Source organism: Shinella sp. HY16, assembly GCF_028534175.1.
GTDB lineage: Bacteria > Pseudomonadota > Alphaproteobacteria > Rhizobiales > Rhizobiaceae > Shinella.
Genome location: NZ_JAHYXL010000002.1, coordinates 844,013 through 865,440, shown reverse-complemented (window position 1 = coordinate 865,440; position 21,428 = coordinate 844,013). Strand labels below are relative to the sequence as shown.

19 protein-coding genes are annotated in these 21,428 nt (G+C 64.5%); 7 read left to right on the top strand and 12 right to left on the bottom strand.

Going from position 1 to position 21,428, the window contains the following annotated elements:
- Nucleotides 1–112 precede the first annotated feature (112 nt).
- The 3 genes from K0P03_RS24515 to K0P03_RS24505 all read right to left on the bottom strand — a co-directional run bounded on the left by K0P03_RS24515 (nt 113) and on the right by K0P03_RS24505 (nt 2,358).
- A complete protein-coding gene (locus K0P03_RS24515) occupies nt 113–1,009 on the bottom strand; it encodes a LysR family transcriptional regulator (protein WP_272790842.1) in 897 nt (298 codons plus the stop codon).
- Nucleotides 927–1,184, bottom strand: a complete 258-nt coding sequence (locus K0P03_RS24510; RefSeq protein WP_197032866.1) for a hypothetical protein — start codon at nt 1,182–1,184, stop codon at nt 927–929. Before K0P03_RS24510 ends, K0P03_RS24515 begins: the two co-directional genes overlap by 83 nt.
- A gap of 118 nt (nt 1,185–1,302) precedes the next feature.
- Entirely contained in the window at nt 1,303–2,358 is a 1,056-nt protein-coding gene (locus tag K0P03_RS24505) for an AbrB family transcriptional regulator (protein WP_272790841.1), read from the bottom strand.
- A gap of 172 nt (nt 2,359–2,530) precedes the next feature.
- Here K0P03_RS24505 and K0P03_RS24500 point away from each other — a divergent pair, with 172 nt between their 5' ends.
- On the top strand, nt 2,531–3,187 hold the full coding sequence (locus tag K0P03_RS24500; protein WP_272790839.1) for a GntR family transcriptional regulator: 657 nt from the start codon (nt 2,531–2,533) through the stop codon (nt 3,185–3,187).
- Between the two features lie 32 nt (nt 3,188–3,219).
- Here K0P03_RS24500 and K0P03_RS24495 read toward each other — a convergent pair whose 3' ends face one another.
- The 4 genes from K0P03_RS24495 to acnA form a co-directional block, all read right to left on the bottom strand.
- Nucleotides 3,220–4,617 carry a CoA transferase gene (locus tag K0P03_RS24495; RefSeq protein ID WP_272790838.1) on the bottom strand — a complete coding sequence of 466 codons (1,398 nt, stop codon included), beginning with the start codon at nt 4,615–4,617 and terminating at the stop codon, nt 3,220–3,222.
- Entirely contained in the window at nt 4,614–5,768 is a 1,155-nt protein-coding gene (locus tag K0P03_RS24490; RefSeq protein WP_272790837.1) for a 2-methylaconitate cis-trans isomerase PrpF family protein, read from the bottom strand. Before K0P03_RS24490 ends, K0P03_RS24495 begins: the two co-directional genes overlap by 4 nt.
- Nucleotides 5,769–5,796: 28 nt before the next feature.
- Nucleotides 5,797–6,534, bottom strand: a complete 738-nt coding sequence (locus K0P03_RS24485; protein WP_023515505.1) for a sulfite exporter TauE/SafE family protein — start codon at nt 6,532–6,534, stop codon at nt 5,797–5,799.
- 113 nt (nt 6,535–6,647) lie between these two features.
- Nucleotides 6,648–9,341: an aconitate hydratase AcnA gene (acnA, locus tag K0P03_RS24480; RefSeq protein WP_272790836.1), complete on the bottom strand. Its 2,694-nt coding sequence runs from the start codon at nt 9,339–9,341 to the stop codon at nt 6,648–6,650.
- Between the two features lie 384 nt (nt 9,342–9,725).
- On the opposite strand from acnA, the gene tcuA reads away from it, so the two are divergent.
- Together tcuA and tcuB are read left to right on the top strand one after the other, a co-directional pair.
- The gene (gene tcuA / locus K0P03_RS24475) at nt 9,726–11,147 is read left to right on the top strand and encodes an FAD-dependent tricarballylate dehydrogenase TcuA (RefSeq protein ID WP_272790835.1); all 1,422 of its coding nucleotides are present in this window, start codon (nt 9,726–9,728) and stop codon (nt 11,145–11,147) included.
- A complete protein-coding gene (gene tcuB, locus K0P03_RS24470) occupies nt 11,144–12,277 on the top strand; it encodes a tricarballylate utilization 4Fe-4S protein TcuB (RefSeq protein WP_272816003.1) in 1,134 nt (377 codons plus the stop codon). Before tcuA ends, tcuB begins: the two co-directional genes overlap by 4 nt.
- A 3-nt stretch (nt 12,278–12,280) precedes the next feature.
- Here the strand turns inward: tcuB and K0P03_RS24465 are convergent, their stop codons facing one another.
- Genes K0P03_RS24465 through K0P03_RS24455 form a run of 3 tightly spaced genes read right to left on the bottom strand, consistent with a single transcriptional unit; the run spans nt 12,281 to nt 14,174 of the window.
- Nucleotides 12,281–12,535: a hypothetical protein gene (locus K0P03_RS24465; RefSeq protein ID WP_272790833.1), complete on the bottom strand. Its 255-nt coding sequence runs from the start codon at nt 12,533–12,535 to the stop codon at nt 12,281–12,283.
- Nucleotides 12,532–13,218, bottom strand: coding sequence for an SMC-Scp complex subunit ScpB (scpB, locus tag K0P03_RS24460; protein WP_272790832.1), 687 nt, complete (start codon nt 13,216–13,218; stop codon nt 12,532–12,534). The genes K0P03_RS24465 and scpB overlap by 4 nt, the downstream gene beginning before the upstream one ends.
- A 2-nt stretch (nt 13,219–13,220) precedes the next feature.
- Nucleotides 13,221–14,174 carry a DUF1403 family protein gene (locus tag K0P03_RS24455; RefSeq protein ID WP_272790831.1) on the bottom strand — a complete coding sequence of 318 codons (954 nt, stop codon included), beginning with the start codon at nt 14,172–14,174 and terminating at the stop codon, nt 13,221–13,223.
- 277 nt (nt 14,175–14,451) lie between these two features.
- Here K0P03_RS24455 and K0P03_RS24450 point away from each other — a divergent pair, with 277 nt between their 5' ends.
- The 3 genes from K0P03_RS24450 (at nt 14,452) to K0P03_RS24440 (ending at nt 19,034) form a co-directional block, all read left to right on the top strand.
- Nucleotides 14,452–16,212: a peptidoglycan D,D-transpeptidase FtsI family protein gene (locus K0P03_RS24450; protein WP_272790830.1), complete on the top strand. Its 1,761-nt coding sequence runs from the start codon at nt 14,452–14,454 to the stop codon at nt 16,210–16,212.
- A gap of 114 nt (nt 16,213–16,326) precedes the next feature.
- A complete protein-coding gene (locus tag K0P03_RS24445) occupies nt 16,327–17,265 on the top strand; it encodes an AraC family transcriptional regulator (RefSeq protein WP_024269936.1) in 939 nt (312 codons plus the stop codon).
- A 197-nt stretch (nt 17,266–17,462) separates the two neighbouring features.
- Nucleotides 17,463–19,034 carry a calcium-binding protein gene (locus K0P03_RS24440; RefSeq protein ID WP_272790829.1) on the top strand — a complete coding sequence of 524 codons (1,572 nt, stop codon included), beginning with the start codon at nt 17,463–17,465 and terminating at the stop codon, nt 19,032–19,034.
- Nucleotides 19,035–19,147: 113 nt separating this feature from the next.
- On the opposite strand, the gene K0P03_RS24435 is transcribed toward K0P03_RS24440, so the two are convergent.
- A complete protein-coding gene (locus tag K0P03_RS24435) occupies nt 19,148–20,086 on the bottom strand; it encodes a phytanoyl-CoA dioxygenase family protein (RefSeq protein WP_272790828.1) in 939 nt (312 codons plus the stop codon).
- Nucleotides 20,087–20,215: 129 nt separating this feature from the next.
- Here K0P03_RS24435 and K0P03_RS24430 point away from each other — a divergent pair, with 129 nt between their 5' ends.
- Nucleotides 20,216–21,070 (top strand): AraC family transcriptional regulator, encoded by an 855-nt coding sequence (locus tag K0P03_RS24430; RefSeq protein ID WP_272790827.1) that lies wholly within the window; start codon nt 20,216–20,218, stop codon nt 21,068–21,070.
- A 96-nt stretch (nt 21,071–21,166) separates the two neighbouring features.
- Here K0P03_RS24430 and K0P03_RS24425 read toward each other — a convergent pair whose 3' ends face one another.
- Entirely contained in the window at nt 21,167–21,358 is a 192-nt protein-coding gene (locus K0P03_RS24425; protein WP_023515187.1) for a DUF3008 family protein, read from the bottom strand.
- Between the last annotated feature and the right edge of the window lie 70 nt (nt 21,359–21,428).

Genomic DNA, 21,428 nt, shown 5'->3' with positions numbered 1-21,428 from the left:
ATCCTCCTGCAGGAAGTCCAAGGGTATGAGAGCAAGATCTACCAGTGAAGGATGCGAATGTATACTATTGTATCCAGAGAATCTGGATGACATGCCGCCCTCGATCTTGACTCTAGCGTGTGCGGGCCAATGCCAGGAACTCCCGGATCGGTCGGGAGAGCGGGCTCGATCCGCGCCGCACGGAAAGCAGCTTTCGGCTGGCCCATTCGTCCGACAGGCGCACGCTGATGACATCCGTTCCCGCAAGCAGATGCAGGCTTGTCGAGCGAAGGAAGCCGATGCCGAAACCTGCCTCGACCATGCGCACCAGCGACGGGAAGGTTTCGACGCGCACCCGCTCGCCGAGCGCCCGGCCGCTGCGCGCGGCAGCCTCATTCAGCAGCCGGTCGAGCGCCCCGCTCTGGTGGATGCCCACCATTTCGTATTCGGCCACCGTGTCGAAGCTGACCGGTTTTCCCGATTGCAGGCATGCCGCCAGCGGATGATCCGGCGAACACAGGACGAGCACGTTGTCATCCTCGAAGATCTCCGTTTCGAAGCGTGCGACATCATTGTTGTCTGCGACAAACGCGATGTCCGCCTGCCCATCGTCCATCGCGGCAAGCGCAAGGGCCGCCGACATCTCTTGTATGTCGAGGCTGATGCCGGGATGGCTCTGTGCATAGATTGCCAGAAGCTCCGGCAGCCGGCCCGACAGGGAGGAGCTGGTGCAGGCAAGCCGCAACGAACCGCGCGTGCCCGTCGAGAAATCGACCATCTGCGTGTTGAGGTCGGCGACCTGCCGCAGAATTTCCCGGCAGCCGGAGACATAGACCTCACCCGCCGGCGTCAGGCGTGCGCCCTGCAGGGAGCGGTCGAACAGCGCAACGCCAAGTCTCGCCTCCAGCTCGCTGATGCGCCGGCTGACGGCGGACGGCGCAATGTTCTCATGCTCCGCCGCCCGCCCGATGGACCCGTACCGGGAGACCGCGACGACGAGGCGTGCCGTTACCGGGTCGAAGGGCTGCATGCTGCGCCTCCGTTGCTGTCGGCGGCAGGGATGGATCGGCAAGGCCGAAGTCGCGCCGCACCCGCGCCACGAGGCTCGCGTCGAAACGGTGCAGCGAGTAATCCCCGCAGCGTCGGACGAAGGCGAGATAGCGTTCGATGGCGGAGGCGAGGTTGGAAAGGATGATCAGGATCATGGCACGTTCCACCGATTGGGGGTTGCTCGATATCCATGGCCTATCGGTTCCTGTTGCTGGCGGGTAGCGACGGTTGGCGAGGAGGGCATCGCGCCTCGGCAACACCTGTCTCCTGCCTTCAGCCCTTACCCTCCCCGCCCGACAACCGCAACCAGAGCGGCAGGATCGACGGCGCGGCCAGAACGACGATGATCACGCGACACAGGTGATGCAGACTCACGAAGGCTGGATCGGCATCGAGCGAGATGGCGATCAGGCTCATCTCCGGCAAGCCGCCCGGAACCAGGGCGAGCAGGCCGAGCGCGAAGGGAATATCGAGATAGCGGTCGAAGGCGATCGCGAAGAGTGCGGCCAGGGTGAGGCTGAAGCAGGTGAGAACGAGGCCGAGCACCACGCCGGTCAGCATCGTGCGCCGTGCAACGCCGGCAAAGTGCTGGCCGATCGTCGCACCGATCACCACCTGAGCGACGGCGATGACGAGATCGGGTACCGCCGCATCCGTCAGGCCTGTCATATGGGCACCGGCGCTCAGCGCCAGCGGACCGGTCAGGTTCGCCGCCGGCAGGCGGAGGCGGCGACCGAGGATGATGCCGAGCGCGGCGCATCCGGCTAGAATGGCCGCATCCAGCGGCGAGATCGTCAGCGCCCAGTGCATCGTCCTGTCGACCGTGCGCCCGGTGAGCGCGGCAAGCGCGCCGGAAAGGGTGAGCGACAGCGGCACGATCGTGATCAGGAGAACGAGGCGCGTCGCATGCACCATGCTGACACTGCGTACATCCGCCTTGAAGGCGGGCGCCATGGAGATCAGTTCGCTGAGGCCGCCGGGCATGCCGCTCAAGGCGGCCGTTGCCGGATCGAGCCGGCCGAGCCGGCGGCATACGACGATGCCGAACGCTGCGACGATGACGGTGTAAACGGCGACGGCGGCAAGGCTCACCGGCCATTCGGCCGCCTGGCGCAGCACTTCAGGCTTGAAGGCGCTGCCGACCATCAGTCCCACAACCGCGATCATCGCCGCACGCGGCTTCGGCGAGGCGCTCACGCGTATACCGGCAATCGCCAGCGCCATGGTCAACACCATCGCACCCAGCAGCCAGCCGAGCGGCAGGTCGAGCATGTAGCCGCACCAGCCGCCGACCGTACCGATGGCCAGTGTGCGGAGGGTCTGATGCAACGGAACGGTCTTGCCGTGCCCGGCCGCCTTCAGGGGTGGGGTCTCATGCTTCGACAAAGGTCGTACCATTTCGCTTTTGCTTTGCATCCAATGGCATGCAATTAAACAAGCCCGTGGACAACGCCTTTTTCCTTCTGTAGCCGGAAAGTCCACACGGACGGGAGAGCCAGCCATGACCGCATCCAAGGACCTGCTTTCCAAGACGCGCGGCCAGAGCACCTATCAGGCCATTCTGACGGCCATCCGCGACGGCATCTATCGGCCGGGCGATCCGTTGCGCGAGGAGGAGGTGGCGACCCGCCTCGGGGTCAGCCGCACGCCGGTGCGCGAGGCACTGGGTCGCTTGCAGGAGAAGGGCCTTCTCGAGGCGGCCCCTGGCCGCGGGGTCGCCGTTTCGATCCTCTCCATGCAGCAGATTTTTGAACTCTATGCCATGCGCGAGGAGCTGGAGGGTGTCGTCGCCCGCTTTGCCGCCCGCCATGCGACCGAGGCCGAGATCGCCAATCTGGAGCGGCTCAATGCCCGTTTTGCCGCCTCTGAGGATCCGAAGGTTGCCGCCCAGTGGAACCGGCAGTTCCATGCGCGCCTCTACGATGCCGCCCGCAACCGCTACCTTCGCCAGGCGGTGGAGGACCTGCAGGAGACGATCGCGCTTTTGCCTGACACGACCTTCATCCAGCCGGGCCGCACGACGACGGCGACCGACGAGCATGTCGCAATCATCGAGGCTATCCGTCGGCGCGACTCGGAGGGGGCGGAAAAGGCGGCGGTCGGCCATATCAAGGCGGCGCTCGAGGTTCGTCTCGTCATCACCAGGACCGAGAGCTGAAGCATTCCTGTGCCTTGTCGCCTGCGCCGCCGTCATGGCTGTGGCCAACAGGCGGGATTGCTGCCGAGCGGCACGGGCATGCGGCTCCAGACGGCGCGCACACCATCGAAACGAAGCGCCGGCCGCAGGGCGGTGACGCGGCCGAAGGCGGTGTCATGTGTCTCCAGCAGATCGGCCACGGCGGCAAAGTCCGGGTTGGCGGACGGGTGCGCGGCATCCTCACCCAGCGTGTCGCGCATGCGCCACATCCAATGCGCCGTCGCGGCAAGTGACAGCGTCGCCTGCCAGCGCCCACCCTTTTCATGGCGCCGGATGAGGGCGAGCATGGCGGCGAAGGCGGCGAGATAACCGGTGAGATAGTCGAGCGGCTGGCACGGCAGCAGCGCTGGTCCCCTGCCCTCGCGTCCCTCCATCGCCATGCCGGTCGTTGCCTGCACGAGGCTGTCATAGCCCCTGCGCCCCTGCCAGGGACCTTGCAGCGAGAAGGCGGACAGCGAGAGATGGACGAGATGGGGATTGAGACGGTAGAAATCTTCGCGCCCGAAGCCGCGTTCGCGGAGCGATGATGGCCGGTAGGCGTCGAGAACGATATCGGCATCGGCGGCGAGCGCCCGCAAGGACGCGATCCCCTCCGCGGTATCCAATTCGCAGAAGGCCGCGTGTTTCCCGAAGCCGGTATCGATCACCAGGGAGGGGATCGACGGAAGGCGGGGGCTGGAGACGCGCATGACCGTCGCGCCGTGCTCGGCCATCGTGCGGCCGGCCATGGGGCCGGCGATGACGCGGGAGAGATCCAGCATGCGCAGGCCGGAAAGCGGCCGTTTGCCGCCCGGCGGCAGCGGTATGGCCGTGGCCCCGCCTTGTTCGAGACACACGAGAGGCTGCGCCGCGATGGCTGCGGCCTGCGGTTCGCGCAGCCAGTCGACCCGCCCCCGCACCCGGGCGGCGCATAGGCCGCGCCGGATTGCCTCCGTCTCGATGTCTTCTGCCCGGCGCTTGGCCACCGCCGCCCGCACCGCAGCGCCATCGTTGGCAACGCCCAGGAGAGCGAGCAGGCCGTCCCGCAGATGGGGAAAATTGCCGTGCAGATAGACCCATTCCCCTTCCGCCGCTGCATAGAAGCCAGTGAACGGATCGCGGAATTTGGCGGGCTTTGCGTCGACCAGCAGGTAGCTGGAACTTGCCATGGCAAGCTCCGCCTCTCGCGTGTCCAGCGAAACGTGTGGGCACTTGCCGGTTTTCAGTTCGCGGATGCGCGACGCCGCCAGCCCCACCGCGCCGAGCACCGCGGTGGCAAGCGGCGCGATGGGCCAGGACGTGGCGAGCGCCTTGGGCCGCTCCTCGATAGTGAGGCGCTCGAGGGGCGCGTCGTCCCACCTGGCAGCCTTGAGGAGGTCCTGAAGCGGCCTTTCCGCGGCGCCGAGGCTCATCGGTCCCCCTCCCCTTCAAACGGGGCGATGGCCACCTCGCCCTGCATCAGGCGCCGTGCCGTGCGGTAGACCCGGCCGCTCTCGACATGCCAGCCGTTGCCACGTTGAAACACGGTCGCACCGGCCTCGACGATGCCGGAGGGATGGGCAACCCGGATGGCTTGCATGTCCGCGTGTCCGGAGCATAGCCGATGCGGCAGCGAGCCCTCGATCCGGCAGGCGACGGCAAGGCACATGGCGCCGGTCAGCGTCACCGCCCGGTGCGCGCGTTCCATGGAGAGCATGCGGATCGCGATGTCCTGTGCCGCGCCCTCGACGGTCCGGCCGTCGAGCGTTACGAAGGTGGCAGACGCCGAGATGACGGCGATCTTGGGATTGGCCAGGCCAACACTGTCGGGTGTCTGCCCAAGCCCCATCCGCACAGCGGCGGCGCGGCGTAGCCGGTCGAGCAGTGCCATGACGGCGCGGTCCGCCTCGATGGTGTCGGGATGCTCCGATCCGGCAAGGCCGACATCGTTCGCCGCAACGAAGGCGACGGGGTTGCTGGCATCGACCAGCGACATGTCGAAGGCGCGGCCATCGATCTCGATCGTCTCGATAACCTGCCCCGTCGGCAGGAGGCCGGATGTCACCGTGCCGCCGGGATCGAGGAAGTCGAGGGCGATGGGCGCTCCTGTTCCCGCAACGCCGTCCACGGTGGCATTGCCCGTCGTTACGGCCTTGCCGTTGCGAACCGGAAAGCGGGCATGGATGATCTTCTTCGTGTTGACCTGATGGATGCGCACCAGCGCCTCGCCGTCCGCCGCGCACACCAGCCCTTCGTCCACCGCGAAGGGGCCGACGGCTGAGGAGAGGTTGCCGCAATTGGCGCCCCAGTCGACGACCGGGCGGTCGACGGCGACCTGCGCGAACGTATAGTCGACATCGGCATCCGGATGCGTCGGCGGGCCGATGATGACGGCCTTCGACAGCGACGAGGTACCGCCGCCCATGCCGTCGAGCTGGCGGCCGTAGGGATCGGGGCTGCCGAGAGCTGAGAGCAGCATCCGTTCGAGCACTGCATGATCCGGCGGACAGTGCCGGGCATGGAAGAAGAGGCCCTTGCTGCTGCCGCCGCGATAGAAGACGGCCGGTATGAACGTCTGTGTCATCGTCCCTCCTTCCTGCTCGGACCTTGCCTCAGGCGAGCTGCATGATCCCCGAAACGAAATAGACAGCGCCGATCCCGGTCACGATCCAGCGCGTCCAGGCGCGGAAATTGGCATCCGTCATGCGGTGCAGGATGATGTTGCCCGAGCGTGTGCCCAGCACGGCGATGGGCACGGCCGCGGCGACCGCCAGCCAGCCCTCCGATGAAAGCGTCATGGCTGCATCCCAGTAGAAGATCACCTTGGTCGCATGGGTGAAGAACTGGATGGCGGATTTGGTGGCGATGACCGTGCGGCGGTCCATGTTGGTACGGATGAAGAAGACGTCGATGCTCGGCCCGGAAACGCCGACGCCAATCGCCAGCCCGCCGGACACGAAACCGCAGACAAAGGCGTGCAGCGGTTTCGACGCGTCGAGTTCCAGCTTGCCGAGCGGCAGCCAGACGAGGATCGGTAGCAGGCCGACGACGATCGAGACGACGATGAGGCTCGGACGGTAGGCGACGAGCAGGAGCAGGATCGCGGCGCTGAACAGGCCGGCGGTGAGGACGGCGAGGATGCGGTAGTCGAGGTAGTCGCGGGAAAACCAGGCCCGTGACCCGTTCGATACCATCTGTACCAGGCCGTGCACGGCGATGGCGGTGGCGACAGGCACAAGGAACAGGAGGACCCAGAGCAGGATCATCCCGCCGGCCATGCCGAAAATGCCTGACAACAGCGATGTCAGGAACACCGTGACGGTCATGCCGGCGAAGAGTACAACGGTCATGGAGAGCTCGGAATTGTCCGGGCGAACGGCCGGCGCGGCATCGTTCGGCAGCGGCGGCGCCGCCTTTCAGGGTTGGGCACCGGATCGATCACGACCCGGTGCCCTTTATGTCGTCAAGCTGCGAGGTCTCTTAGGACGGTTTGCAGGATACCTCCGTTGTTCATGTATGTGACCTCGTCGAGGGTATCGATGCGGCAGAGGAGGGGGACGTTTTTCACGGTGCCGTCGGCATAGGTGATGGTTGCGATCTTCTTCTCGCGCGGCTTGATGTCGCCTTCCAGGCCCTCGATGGTGACGGTCTCGTCGCCTTTGAGGTCGAGGGAGGCCCAGGTCGTGCCGTCCTCGAAGACGAAGGGCACGATGCCCATGCCGACGAGGTTGGAGCGGTGGATGCGCTCGAAGGACTGGGCGATCACGGCCTTGACGCCGAGAAGGTTGGTGCCCTTGGCCGCCCAGTCGCGCGAGGAACCGTTGCCGTATTCCACGCCCGCGAAGATGACGAGCGGAACGCCCTCCTGCTTGTATTTCATCGCCGCGTCGTAGATCGACATCTCTTCCTTGGAGGGATAGTGGATCGTGTAGCCACCCTCCTTGCCGTTCGGGCCGAGCATGTGGTTGCGGATGCGGATATTGGCGAAGGTGCCGCGCATCATCACCTCGTGATTGCCGCGCCGCGTGCCGTACTGGTTGAAGTCGGCAACGCCGACGCCATGGCCGATCAGGTAGCTGCCGGCGGGCGAGGCCGCCTTGATCGAACCGGCCGGCGAGATGTGGTCGGTGGTGATCTTGTCGCCGAAGAGGCCGAGCACGCGCGCGCCCTTGATGTCGGACAGGCCCGAGCCGGTCTTGCCCATGCCGACGAAGTAGGGCGGGTTCTGCACATAGGTCGACTGGTCGTCCCAGGCATAGGTCTGGCCCGCCGGCACCTGCACGGCCTGCCAGTTGGCATCGCCCTTGAAGACGTCGGCATATTTGGCGGCGTAGAGCGCGCGGGTGACGTATTTCAGGATGAAGGCCTGGATCTCCTGCGAGGAGGGCCAGATGTCCTTGAGATAGACCGGCTTGCCGTCCCTGTCCTCGCCGAGCGGTTCGCTCGTCAGGTCCTTCTGCACGGAACCGGCCAGCGCATAGGCGACGACGAGCGGCGGGGAGGCGAGGTAGTTCGCCTGGACATCCGGCGAGATGCGGCCCTCGAAGTTGCGGTTGCCCGACAGGACGCCCGCGGCGATCAGCCCCTTGTCGTTGATCGTCCTGGAGATCGGCGCCGGCAGCGGGCCGGAATTGCCGATGCAGGTCGTACAGCCGAAGCCGACGAGGTTGAAGCCGAGCGCGTCGAGATCGGCCTGCAGGCCGGACCTGGCAAGGTATTCGCCGACGACCTGCGATCCCGGCGCCAGCGACGTCTTCACCCACGGCTTGGTCTTCAGGCCCCTGGCGACCGCGTTGCGGGCGAGCAGCCCGGCGGCGATCAGCACCGACGGGTTCGACGTGTTGGTGCAGGAGGTGATGGCGGCGATCGCCACGTCGCCATGGCCGAGGTCGTAATCCGTGCCCTCGACCGGGTAGCGGTTCTCAAGCTGGCCCGGCTTCTTGTAGTCGTTGTCCATGGCGCTCGCAAAGCCCGCGGCGATGCTTTCCAGCGGGACGCGGCCCTCCGGGCGCTTCGGGCCGGCCATCGCCGGAACCACGGCGCCAAGGTCGAGCTCCAGCGTGTCGGTGAAGACGAGGTCGGAACCGTCGCCGTCACGCCACATGCCTTGAGCCTTCGAATAGGCCTCGACCAGCGCGATGCGCTGCTCGTCGCGGCCGGACATGGTGAGATAGTTGACCGTCTCGGCATCGACCGGGAAGAAGCCGCAGGTCGCGCCGTATTCCGGACCCATATTGCCGATCGTCGCGCGGTCGGCCAGCGTCATGTTGTCAAGGCCGGGGCCGAAGAACTCGACGAACTTCGACACCACGCCCTTCTTGCGCAGCATCTGCACGACCATCAGCACCAGGTCGGTCGCCGTCACGCCTTCCTTCAGCTTGCCCGTCAGCTTGAAGCCGATGACCTCGGGCAGCAGCATGGAGACCGGCTGGCCGAGCATGGCCGCCTCCGCCTCGATGCCGCCGACGCCCCAGCCGAGAACGCCAAGCCCGTTGATCATCGTCGTGTGGCTGTCCGTGCCCACACAGGTATCCGGATAGGCGATGGTCTCGCCGTCTTCCTCTTTGGTCCAGACCGTCTGGCCCAGATATTCCAGATTGACCTGATGACAGATACCCGTGCCCGGCGGCACCACGCGAAAGTTCTTGAAGGCCTGCTGGCCCCATTTCAGGAAGCGGTAGCGCTCGCCGTTGCGTTCGTATTCGAGCTCCACATTGCGGGCAAAGGCGGTCGGCGTGCCGAACTCGTCGACGATGACCGAATGGTCGATGACAAGATCGACGGGAACGAGCGGGTTGATCTTCTCCGGGTCGCCCCCGAGCGAGACCATCGCATCGCGCATCGCCGCAAGGTCGACGACCGCGGGAACGCCGGTAAAATCCTGCATCAGCACGCGCGCCGGGCGATAGGCGATCTCGTTCTCCACCGTGCCCTTGTTGCTCAGCCATGCGGCGACCGACAGGATGTGCTCCTTGGTGACCGAACGGCCGTCCTCGAAGCGCAGGAGGTTCTCAAGCAGAACCTTCATCGAATAGGGCAGCCTCGAAACCCCGGAAAGCCCGTTCGCCTCGGCCTTCGGCAGGCTGTAATACACATAGTCGATGCCGTTCACCGTCAAGGTCGTACGACATTGGAAACTGTCTAGGGATCTGGACACGTTATACCCCGTTCCGTCTGGTCGCCAGAAACTGACGTACGAACGCCCGCGCGCAAAAAGCCCTTCGGGATGCGGGTGCGGCCATTTCCGCTGTCCGTACCCGGAAATCACTCCCGCGTTCGGCGCTGATCATCAAATTCACGCCGACCGCTGGCGTGATAAGCGCCTTATAGATAATTTCCTATTCCTCCGCTACATCGATGTATCCATTTGCATACTGCCCTTCGGCGAATGGGGGCTTCTCCAATTGCGAGGCCCTGTTTTCATTTCCGATTTACCGTTCGATGCAGCGCGAACGTTGCGCCCTTCCGGCACATGCTTGACTGTATACAAATGTGTGCAGTATGAACGGTGCAAGTGCAGCAAAAGCGGAACGGCTCCAGCATGCTTGACGGCTCGACAGACTATGACGTGCTCATCGCCGGTGGCGGCAATGCCGCTCTCTGTGCGGCGATCAGCGCCCGGCGTGACGGCGCGCGCGTGCTCGTCGTCGAAGGCGCGCCGCATTTCTACAGGGGCGGCAATACGCGCCACACACGCAACATGCGCTGCGCGCACGATGCGGCGACCGAAACACTCTCCGGCCCCTATACCGAGGAGGAATTCTTCGAGGATCTTCTGCGGGTGACCGGCGGACGGACGGACGAGGTCCTGGCGCGCATGATGATCGCCGAATCCAAGGAGATGCTGACCTGGATCGTCGAGCAGGGCGTGCGTTTCCAGCCTTCCCTTGGCGGCACGCTCAGCCTCGGGCGTACCAATTCCTTCTTCCTCGGTGGTGGACGGGCGATGCTCAATGCGCTTTACCGCACGGCCGAAGGCCTCGGTGTCGAGGTCGTCTATGACGCTGAGGTCGTGGACCTTTCGATCGAAGGCATGCACTTTCGTTCCGCCACCGTGCGACATGCAGGCAAGGACGTCGTCCTCCGCGCGAAAACCTTCATCGCGGCCAGCGGGGGGTTCGAGGCGAATATCGACTGGCTGAAGGAAGGTTGGGGCGAGATAGCCGAAAACTTCCTGATCCGGGGTACGCCCTACAATCGCGGCACCGTGCTGCGGATGCTCATCGACAGGGGCGTGATGCAAATCGGCGACCCCACCCAGTGCCATGCCGTCGCGATCGATGCGCGCGCCCCGAAATTCGACGGTGGTATCATCACGCGCCTCGACTGCGTCGTCTTCGGCATTGTCGTCAACAGGCATGCCGAACGCTTCTACGATGAAGGCGAGGACGTCTGGCCGAAACGCTATGCCATATGGGGGCGGCTCGTTGCCGCCCAGCCGGACCAGATCGCCTACATCGTCTTCGACGCGCCCTCGCTCGAACTCTTCATGCCGTCGCTCTTTCCGCCGGTAAAGGCTGATACGATCGGCGAGCTTGCGGAGAGGCTGGGTCTGGAGCCGGAGGCGCTGGAGCGCACGGTTGCCGGTTTCAATGCCGCCGTCCGGCCGGGTACTTTCGATCACACGACCCTCGACAACTGTCGGACCGAGGGCATCGAGCCGGCCAAGACCCACTGGGCACGGCGCATCGAGACGGCGCCTTTCTATGCCTATCCGGTCCGGCCGGGTATCACCTTCACCTATCTCGGCGTCAAGGTTGACCGGGCGGCGCGCATGGCGATGAGGGATGGGCAACCTGCCGCCAACATGTTCGCCGCCGGAGAGATCATGGCCGGCAACGTGCTTGGCCAGGGTTATGCCGCCGGCATCGGCATGACGATCGGCAGCGTTTTCGGCCGTATTGCCGGCCGGGAGGCTGCCCGTCTCGTTTCGTCCGCCAGCCAGTCCCCGGAGGCCGCATGAACATCCATACCCAGCTCAAGCCGACCCATGCGACGGCCAGCCTTGCCGAGGCGGACCGTCTGATGACGGTTTGCAATTCCTGCCGGTACTGCGAGGGGCTTTGCGCCGTTTTCCCGGCCATGGAGATGCGGCGTGCCTTTTCGGACGGCGATCTCAACTATCTTGCCAATCTCTGTCACAGCTGCGGCGCCTGCTTCCACGATTGCCAGTTCTCGCCGCCGCACGAATTCGATGTGAATGTACCGAAGACGCTGGCGATCGTGCGCAACGATTCCTACCGGGCCTATGCCTGGCCGCGGGCCCTTTCCGGCCTTTTTCATCGCAACGGGCTGGCGATCAGCCTGATTGCGGCGCTGAGCGTGGCGCTCTTCATTGCCGGCTTTGCCGCCTGGCACGATCCTGCCGTGCTCTTCGGCGTGCATACCGGCCCCGGTGCCTTCTACAAGCTGATGCCGCACAATGCGATGGCGCTGCTTTTCGGCGCTGCCTTCGCCTATGCCATGGTGGCGATGGCAATGGGCATCCGCAATTTCTGGAAGGATATCGGCGAGCCCGCCGGCACGCTCGGGGAGTCCGCCTCGATCTGGCAGGCGGTCCGCGATGCCGGAAGCTTGCGCTACCTCGACGGTGCCGGGGTCGGCTGCATGAACGAGGACGACAGGCCGACCGATCGGCGGCGCCTCTATCACCACATGACGTTCTACGGCTTTCTTCTGTGTTTTGCCGCAACCTCGACGGCGACGCTCTACCACTACCTTCTCGGTCTCGAAGCCCCCTACCCGGTGTATGATCTCCCCGTCGTGCTCGGCACACTCGGCGGTATCGGGTTGCTCGTCGGGCCGGTTGGCCTGCTCCATGCAAAATGGCGGCGCGATCCCGTCCTCAAGGACGGTTCGCGCACGGGCATGGACGTCGCCTTCCTCGTCATGCTGTTCCTGACGAGCCTGACCGGTCTTCTGTTGCTTGTCCTGCGCGCCACCCCGGCCATGGGCCTGCTGCTCGCCCTGCATCTCGGCGTCGTCTTCAGCCTGTTCGTCACCATGCCCTATGGCAAGTTCGTGCACGGCATCTACCGGTTCTTGGCGCTGGTGCGCTATGCCAAGGAGAAGCGGCAGCTCGATGGGGCCTGAGGATCACGGGGCTGGAGGCGGGGCATTGCCGAAGAAGTCGCCGAGAGCGCCCCAGACATCGGCACCATCGAGCATGGCGGACGCGCGCGCATAGGCGTCGTCGCCGGCAGCATCTTCCGCCCATGCCATGCAGTCGATGAACTTCGCCCCTCGTTCATCCACGCCAAGCGAGCCTTCGGCTGCGCCCCGCGCATGCAGGCGGGACGCGGTAAACCCCGCCGCGCCGCCACCGGTGCCTCGCCCTTCCGGCCTGATCACCCCTCCCCGTCGTCCGCCGGGGCGGGAAGAGTTTCGTCCAGCATTTCCTTGCGGCTGAGCAATCCGGCGTCTTCGAGGGCCTCGATATCCGGCAAGTCGCGCAGCGTTTCCATGCCGAAAGCCGAGAGGAATTGTTTGGTCGTCACATAGGTGTAGGGGGCGCCCGGCGTCGGGCTGCGCGGGCCGGAACCGATGAAACCTATGTTGCGCAGGGCGCCGATCGTGTCGCGGCTGACCTCCTTGCCGAAGATCTTCGACAGCTCGCCTCGTGTGACCGGCTGGAAGTATCCCACGGCCATCAGCACCATCGCCTCGAATTCTGACAGCAATGATCCGCCCCCGCGCGTGGGTGTGGAGGATGCACGGATCGCATTGGTATAGCGCAGGCGGGTCCGGTGCTGCCAGCCGCCGGCAACGGCGACGATCTCGTAGGGCCGCCCGTGCAAATCTTCCTTGAGGTCGTCGATCAGAAGATCGATGCTGCAATCCTTACCAACGATGCGGGCCAGGGTCTCACGGGTTACCGGTTCGGCCGAAGCGAAGATGACGGCCTCGATGCGCAGCATCCATTCCCGCCAGCGCAGGTCCGGCGGCAGATCCTCCAGTTCGCGATCGAAGAGGACTTCCTTCTCCGTCTTCGCCTTGCCGGCGCGCGGTGCCCTGGGAGCGGTCGATCCGGTCATCGTCACAACCCGAAGATCCTGAAGGAGGTGCGGCCGGACAGTTCGCGCACGGCGCCGAACCCTTGCAACCGCTCGAACAGCCGGGTGCTGGCCCAGCGGGAGAGGTTGGTGCCGCGCGCGGAGGCCGAGATGGCATCCTCGTCGAGCAGTTTGCGGATAACGGCGCTTGCGCCCTTGGTCCGCACCTTCGGTGCGGCGGCAAGAAGCTGCTCGGCACGGCGCGCGACTTCGTTGGCCGACCTTAGTGCTGCACCGGCACCTTCGACCAGCGCGAGGCAGACGGCGCGCTCGAAGCCTGGTTCGCCGGGGCGCACCCGTCCCCTCCCCCCGATCGTCCGGAAGGCGGGGCCGTGGCGCTCGGCCATCAGCAGCGGTACGGGGTGCTGCCATTTGAGTTTTTCCGCGATCATCGCATCGCCGAGCGCCCAGGCGAGGGCTTCGGCATCCGGCCGTTCGGCATGGATGGCGGCCACGAGTTCGGCTGCGGCGAAGGGCGCAGGGCGGCCCGACTGCAGGACCGCATCGGCGTGATTGACGGCTGCCTCGAGCCGCGTGTCCCAGGCGAGGCCGAAGAGATCGGCCATCTCGGCGACGAATTTCGACGAGATGGCACCCTTGCGGCTTGCGAGCTTGCCGAAGGCGAGGAAGAGCTTTCCGGCCGGCCCCGGATCATCGCCAGGCGCCGTCAGCAGCGCGGCATCGCGCAGGGCCGCCTCGTCCTCTCCCCTGCCCGCCAGCCGGACGGCAGCGACGGCGCAGGCAAGCGCCTGGCGCGCGCGCCAGCAGCCGATCCACACGGGTTCGCTGCGAACGAGGTCGTCCAGGGTTTTCAGGGCTGTGCCGGCGGCAAAGGCGGCATCGAGGTCATCCGGCGTCCGGCTGCGCGGCAGGGTCCAGCCGGGCAGGTGCGTGGGCGGCAGGACGACGGGAGCGGGCGGGCGGGTGCGCGAATCCATGTCGGCGAGTTTACATGGTGCGTGCGGTTTGTGCTGCTTTTTCCAGCGGACTCGCACAGCTTTTCGATTTCCCGCAATGCCCTCCTGCCCGGGGAACCCTAAAGGATCGTTAAGCAGGTCAATACGACTTTAAATGTATATTAATGCAAATTTAATCGTGCGCCGGTGATCACCTACTCTTTCCTTGGTTTTCCGGCTTTCTGCATGCAGGCTCCCTCCAGTCAGCGCGCAGGGATCCGCCCTTCGTTTGCGGCGACAGGGCCTGGATTGCTGTGGAATGATCTCGTTCGTCATTCGGTTGAAGAGCCGAGCACATTTCGTCCTCGACCGGGATGGGCACGCCAACGGCGAGGCCTTCGTCGGCACCAATATGCGTCGCCGCAAGCAGGCCCGGCAGCGTGTAGCGATCATGATCGCGATCTTTTCGGCGGTTTATCTGGTGATCGGCGGCCGTCTCCTGCAGTACGGCCTGTCCGAGCCCGTCGTTTCCGCATCGATCGGCGGCAATGTGAATGCGGTCGCCTCGCGCCCCAACATCGTCGACCGCAACGGTGAGCTGCTGGCGACCGACCTCCACATGGTCTCGCTCTATGCCGATCCCCGCCGCATCGTTGATGCCGATGAGGTGGTCGAAAAACTCGCCCTCGTCATTCCCAATCTCGACTGGGGCGATGTTCACAGGAAGCTGCGCTCCTCCACGGCGTTCCAATGGCTGCGGCGGCAGCTGACGCCCAAGCAGCAGGCGGATATTCTGGCGCTCGGGATTCCGGGGATCGGCTTTCGGCCGGAAAAGCGACGGTTCTATCCGGGGGGTGCCACCGCCTCCCATATTGTCGGCCACGTCAATGTCGACAACCAGGGTCTTGCCGGCATGGAGCGTTATCTCGACCAGCAGGGGCTGGCGGACTTGAGAGCTGCCGGGCTGACCGACAATGCACGCCTTGCGCCGGTCCGGCTGTCGATCGATCTTCGCGTCCAGAACATCGTGCGCGACGTCGTTGCCAAGGCGATGGCCGACTATCAGGCGGAAGCGGCAGGCGCCGTCATCCTTGACGTGGAGACCGGCGAGGTGCTGGCCATGGCCTCGGTGCCGGACTATGATCCGAATGCGCCGTCCCGCACCCTGGCGGACGGAAGCATCGACAAGGAATATGAGAAGGGCTGGTTCAACCGGATCAGCAATGCGACCTTCGAGATGGGCTCGACCTTCAAGAGCTTCACCCTGGCGATGGGGCTCGATGCAGACAAGATCACGCTGAACTCCGTTGTCGACGCCTCCCGCCCGATCCGCATGGGTGGCTTCACCATCCGCGATTTCAGGGGCAAGAACCGTCCCCTCTCCATCCCGGAGGTGTTCCAGTACTCCTCCAACATCGGCACGGCCGCGGTGGCGGACATGGTCGGCATCGAGGGCCACCAGCAGTTCCTCACCCGGCTTGGCCTGCTGTCGAAGCTTGCAACGGAAATGCCGGGTGTCGCGACACCGACCCAGCCGCGGACGTGGAAGAAGATCAACTCCGTCACGATCTCCTTTGGTCACGGTATTGCCACCACGCCCCTGCAGACCGCCGTCGCGGCGGCGGCGCTCATGAATGGCGGCTTCCTTATCCCTCCGACCTTCCTGCCACGTACGAAGGAGGAGGCGCAGGCGCTCGCAACGCGCGTCCTGAAGGACAAGACGAGCGCCGACATGCGCTTCCTCTATGATTGGAACGGGCAGCGGGGATCGGGCAGGAACGCGCAGGTCGAGGGCTTCCATGTCGGCGGCAAGACCGGGACGGCCGACAAGGTCATCAACGGGCGTTATGCCAAGAATATCAATTTCAATGCCTTCGTTGCCGCCTTCCCGATGGACAAGCCGCGCTACATCGTCCTTTCCATCATCGATGCACCCAAGACGGGCGAGCGCGGCGGGCGGACCGCGGCGTCCACCGCGGCCCCGATGATCAAGGCCATCCTCCAGCGTGTCGCACCGCTCCTCGGCGTCCAGCCGCGCTTCGGTACACCCGAGGCGGAGATGCGATTGACCGACTACTAGGCTTCCATTCGCTCGAAACGCGAATAGACGCGCAAACCGGCACGTCTTGATCCTGTGGCCTTCAGCGACATGTCTGCTCTGCGGGTCGTACGATCAACGATTGCCGGGGGCCAGATGTCCGTCGTCCAGTTTTCCACGCGAGAGACCGCCGAGTGCCTGCGCAAGGAACTGGTCGAAGCCGTCTATAACGGCCATGTCCGCACCACGATCGATTTTCTTGGCGACGTGCCCGTGGATATCGACATGCGGCTGCGCGGGGTTGGCGGCGTGCATATTGCCGGCGCCAACACGACACCTGTCACACTGGTTACCCCCTCGGACGAGGAGGACCTGCTCTATCTCAGCATTGCCGGCGGCAATGGTGTGCACGATGCCCGCGGCGAGGACCTCTTCATCCGGCCGGGCGACGTCAACGTGATGCGGCGCGACCGCAAGACGGTGACAACGGTTGCCGAGAAGAGCTCCTGCCTCAGCATCGCCATTCCGCGTGCGCTGATCATCGATCGTATCGCATCCTCCGACAACCTGTTGAAGACCTGGTCGCTGCGCGATCCAACAGCCCATTTGTTGCACAGCTATGCCATTTCGCTGCTCGCCAGCGACGCCGAAATTGGCGAGGGCGACCAGACGGTCTTTGCCGCCCATATCGTCGACTTAGCCGTTCTGATGTTCGGCGCAAAGCGCGACGCGGCCCACCAGGCGCGCGGGAACGGCGCGCGTGCGGCACGCCGCCAGGCGCTCAAGGTCGATATCGCGACCCATCTCAGCGATCCACGCCTCTCCCTCGAATGGCTCGCCAAGCGCCACGGTATCAGCGTGCCCTATGTGCGTGCGCTGTTCTACGAGGAGGGGACCAGCTTTACGGATCATGTGACCGCCGAGCGGCTCGACCATGTGCACGGGCTTCTGCGCGATCCCGGCCTGAAAGACCACACGATCGCCACCATTGCCCTGATGGCGGGCTTCGGCGATATTTCCTGGTTCAACCAGCTCTTCCGCCGCCGCTTCCAGGCAACGCCGTCCGATATTCGCCAGCACTTCCTGTCGAACTGACGCGCCGCAGTATCTCAAAACCCTGACTCCCTCCCCAAGCCACCACGGCCGGCCGCGGTGTAGGCTTGTCATCCTGTCGGCGTTCGGCTCACCGGGCAGCGATGGGAAAGTCGGCGTCTTGTTGCAGCAAAACCGATGGTGCGCTGCCGCGAGCGCCGGAACCGGCGGTACAAGCCGCCATGGCAAACGAGGGCGACATGGCACGCGATCCAAACGGCAGCAACAACGGCACGGATGGCAACGACATCCTCTGGGGCAAGGCCCTGGTGCTGAGTGACGGCACCTATGACAACTACAGCGACTTCGCTTCCGACGCGTTGCGTGGCTTCGGCGGCGACGACCTCATCTTCGGCGATATCTACAACGACGGCGATGACCATACCGAAGGCGATACCGCCTATGGCGGCGACGGCAACGACGTCATCTACGGCGACTGCGGCGCCGATGAGCCGAACTGGGAGACGAGCCAGAATGGTGCGAGCGACGTGCTCTACGGCGATGCCGGCGACGACCGCATCTATGGACAGGCCGGCAATGACAGGATGGAGGGCGGCACGGGCAACGATCTCCTGGTCGGCGGCAGCGGCGGGGATGCCCTGCGGGGCGGCGACGGCAACGACGTGCTCTGGGCCGGCCTTCAGAACGACCTGACATACGAGACGACTCGTAACACGCTGTTTGGCGACGGCGGCAATGACAAGCTTTACGGCAGCGCCGGCGCGGATGAGATGGATGGCGGCGACGGCCGCGACATCCTCAACTGCGCGGCGGGCGACGACGATGTCGCCGGCGGCAATGGCTCGGATGTCATCTATGGCGGCGATGGCAACGACTACATCGAAGGCGGTGGGTACTACGCGACCGAGATGGGCGATGGGGCCGACGTGCTCTATGGCGGCAACGGAAACGACAACATCTTTGGTCATTCCGGCAATGACAGGCTCTTTGGCGGGGCCGGCGAGGATGTGCTGAACGGCGGAACGGGCAGCGACATATACGATGGCGGTGCGGGTGCCGATATCTATCGCTGTGCCAGCGGCGGCAACGATACCTACATCTTCGGGGCCGGAGACAAGTTCGAGTGGGACTATGCGGACGATGGGGTCGATCTCGTTCTCTCCTCCATTTCCCACACGCTTGGTCGCTACCATGAAAAGCTGACGCTGACCGGCACGGCCGCCTTGATGGGGGTCGGCAACGGTTCTGCCAATGTCATCATCGGCAACGGTGCCGCAAACACGTTACGTGGCCTCGGCGGTGCTGACGTCATCAGTGGCGGTGGTGGCAACGACCGCATGGAAGGCGGTGCCGGCAACGATGGGCTCAGTGGCGGTGCGAGCCATGATGTCCTGTTCGGCGGCGCGGGGGCCGACCGCCTCAACGGCGGCGTTGGCAATGACAGGCTCAATGGCGGCGCAGGTAAGGACATCCTGACCGGCGGAACCGGAAACGACACCTTCATTTTCGTGCACAAGCCGACGGCCGCCAATCGTGACGTGATCACCGATTTCAACCGGGCGGCCGATACGATCGGCCTCGAGAAGGATATCTTCGACGACCTCGGTCAGCTCGGCAGGCTCGGTTCGGCGCTGTTCAAGACGATCGGTGTTGGCAATGCCGCCGTCGACGCCAGCGACCGGGTGATCTACGACAACAAGAGCGGCGCTCTCTACTATGACTTCGACGGTTCCGGCAGTGCTGCACGCCAGCAGATTGCCACGCTGGACTCCGGCCTGCGGCTGACATTCGCGGATATTCTGGTTCTCTAGGAGCTGTCGATGTTCCGGGGCGGGCCGGAAAGCTGATCCGTTCCGCGCCCTGCTTCAAGCAAGGCAATTGCCACCTCCCTGGCCGCAACATTCCCGTTGCGGCCAGGCACCCTTTACCACCGGGCAAGGCCGAGGAGCTTTTCACCGAGTGGCGTCAATGTCGCAGTCTCCGCATTGTGCTTCTCCCATTCGCGCGGGTCGCCGGGGAAGGCGTCGCGTTTCGGGTGGTCGCGGTCCTGCCACAGGCGGATACGCTCCTGCCGTTCGGCCGCGTTGTCGAATTCCGCCGGATGCATGGAGATATATTGCGCCATGCGCACCCGGGTGTCCGAATGGTTCGGCCGTACCCCGTGGGCAAGCAGCGAGTTGAAGATCATCAGGTCGCCTGGATCCATCTCGATATTGACGACGCCGAGCCCGGCCATGTCGGGATGCATGGGATCGCGATCTTCCGGTTGCGCCTTCACCCATTCCTCAAAATGCTCGAAGAGCCAGGGCACGCACTGGAAGCCGCCGACGTCGCCGTCCTGCTTTTGCAGACTGAGCACGCCCTGCACGCCGATCGGCAGCGGGCGGATCGAGGTGTCCACGTCCCAGTGGATGAAGCCGTTGGGATTGCCCTTGATCTTCTTCGGCGGGTTGAGATTGGCCCGGTCGATGGTGACCCACAGGTCTTCCCGGTCCCAGATATCGACGAAAGCGTCGTAGACGCGGGGTTCCATGCGGTTGTCCCACAGATGCTGGTGATTGTAGATTTCCAGCATGCCGGTGTTGTTGAGCTCCTTCATCTTGTGTTCGCGTCGCTGCGGTGCGTACCAGGTGGACGGGTCTGCGGGGTTCTTTTCATCGAACCGCCAGAGAAGGTCGACGAGCCGCTCCACATTGGCCGCCGGCACTGCCTGGCGAATGATGACGTAGCCCTTCCTTGTCCAGTGTTCCCAGTCCGCCTTCGACAGGACGCGCAGCGGTAGCGCCTTGTCGATCTCTTTGAGCTGCGTTGTGGCTGCGCTTGTCGGGTGGCTGTCGCGTTTGTCTGCGGTGGCCGGATGCATCTTGTTCTCCCGTGGTTGCCGTCCCGGATGTCGGGTTTGGAAGGAGAGTATGCTTTTCTGGGCTGACGTGTTGTCGGTAGCTGGCCGGTTCTGATACTATTCCGGCGTTTCAGGCAATGTAGACGCTTCATGAGGCCCTATCTCGAACATCGCGTACCTAGCCCGGATTCGTCCTGGCACAGGCTCAACCGGCGTCTCGACGAGACCATCCCGTTCGAATGGCACCATCATCCCGAGTTCGAACTGACGTTGACGCTCAACTCCCGCGGCCAGCGTTTCGTAGGCAACCATGTGGCGGCCTATGACCACGGTGACCTTGTTCTGATTGGCCCGAATCTGCCGCATACCTGGGCATCGCGTGAAAAGCTCGATGCCACGCAGCCGCATATCGCCCTCGTCTTCTGGTTCAGCAGGGAGTGGATCGAAGGGCTGGCCGGCGGTTCGGTGGAGTTTGCGCCGATCCGGCGGCTGATCGACGAGGCGGCGACCGGTCTTGCCTTTGGCAGTGCGCTCGGTGGGGCGCTCGCCGTTGATTTCGAGACGATCTTCACACAGGCGCCGGCGGAGCGGTTGATCGGCTTGCTGCAGATCCTGGTACGGCTGGCGGGTGCGGAAGGCCGCCAACCCCTTTCCTCCGTCGTCCCGCAGGAAATGGAGGGTGACAGATCCCGGCTGGACCGGGTGCTCATGCATCTTCACCAGCATTATCACGAGCCCTTGCTCATGGCGCAGCTGGCCGACATCGCGGCACTCAGCGAGAGCGGCCTGCACCGGTTGTTCAGGAAGCACACTCAATCGACCGTCTCGGACTATCTGGCGGGATTGCGAATCGGCGAGGCTTGTGCCCGGCTATCGGCAACGCGCCAGCCCATCCAGCATATCGCAGCCGATGTCGGTTATGGCTCGCTTGCCAATTTCAACCGCCAGTTCCTGCGCCTTCGCGGCATGACCCCGCGGGCCTACCGCGCCTCGTTTCAACGGTGACGGAAAGGTCTCCCCACCTCGCTTCCCATTTGATCGCCTCGGAACGGTGCAGCGGCGATCTTGCCCGGTGCCATCGTTGCTGCTGATCTCGGCGCATCACGCGGGTTTGGAGACGTGTTCGGGCTTGCCCTTGCGCTTCGTCGACGCCAGCTCCTTCAATGCGCTCTCGGACATGGATTTCTCCATGCTGCGCGAGGCGCCTTTCAGCTCGCTCTTCTTGATGTCGCCGCGCTTGGCTGCAAGCGCGGCTCCGGCGGCCTTCTGCTGTGCTTTCGATTTTGCAGGCATGGAATGGTCTCCTTGCTAGGAATGTTTCCGCCAAACCCGAAAAGGTCTTCCAATGTTCCCGCGGCGCCCG

Bases quoted from the DNA above. Each gene is read 5' to 3' on its own strand.
- K0P03_RS24450 (WP_272790830.1), top strand. From the start codon at position 14,452: ATGATCTCGTTCGTCATTCGGTTGAAGAGCCGAGCACATTTCGTCCTC.
- K0P03_RS24510 (WP_197032866.1), bottom strand. From the start codon at position 1,184: ATGATCCTGATCATCCTTTCCAACCTCGCCTCCGCCATCGAACGCTAT.
- tcuA (WP_272790835.1), top strand. From the start codon at position 9,726: ATGCTTGACGGCTCGACAGACTATGACGTGCTCATCGCCGGTGGCGGC.
- K0P03_RS24500 (WP_272790839.1), top strand. From the start codon at position 2,531: ATGACCGCATCCAAGGACCTGCTTTCCAAGACGCGCGGCCAGAGCACC.
- scpB (WP_272790832.1), bottom strand. From the start codon at position 13,218: ATGACCGGATCGACCGCTCCCAGGGCACCGCGCGCCGGCAAGGCGAAG.
- K0P03_RS24440 (WP_272790829.1), top strand. From the start codon at position 17,463: ATGGCACGCGATCCAAACGGCAGCAACAACGGCACGGATGGCAACGAC.
- K0P03_RS24495 (WP_272790838.1), bottom strand. From the start codon at position 4,617: ATGAGCCTCGGCGCCGCGGAAAGGCCGCTTCAGGACCTCCTCAAGGCT.
- K0P03_RS24430 (WP_272790827.1), top strand. From the start codon at position 20,216: ATGAGGCCCTATCTCGAACATCGCGTACCTAGCCCGGATTCGTCCTGG.
- K0P03_RS24485 (WP_023515505.1), bottom strand. From the start codon at position 6,534: ATGACCGTTGTACTCTTCGCCGGCATGACCGTCACGGTGTTCCTGACA.
- K0P03_RS24455 (WP_272790831.1), bottom strand. From the start codon at position 14,174: ATGGATTCGCGCACCCGCCCGCCCGCTCCCGTCGTCCTGCCGCCCACG.
- tcuB (WP_272816003.1), top strand. From the start codon at position 11,144: ATGAACATCCATACCCAGCTCAAGCCGACCCATGCGACGGCCAGCCTT.
- K0P03_RS24445 (WP_024269936.1), top strand. From the start codon at position 16,327: ATGTCCGTCGTCCAGTTTTCCACGCGAGAGACCGCCGAGTGCCTGCGC.
- K0P03_RS24490 (WP_272790837.1), bottom strand. From the start codon at position 5,768: ATGACACAGACGTTCATACCGGCCGTCTTCTATCGCGGCGGCAGCAGC.
- K0P03_RS24425 (WP_023515187.1), bottom strand. From the start codon at position 21,358: ATGCCTGCAAAATCGAAAGCACAGCAGAAGGCCGCCGGAGCCGCGCTT.
- K0P03_RS24435 (WP_272790828.1), bottom strand. From the start codon at position 20,086: ATGCATCCGGCCACCGCAGACAAACGCGACAGCCACCCGACAAGCGCA.
- K0P03_RS24515 (WP_272790842.1), bottom strand. From the start codon at position 1,009: ATGCAGCCCTTCGACCCGGTAACGGCACGCCTCGTCGTCGCGGTCTCC.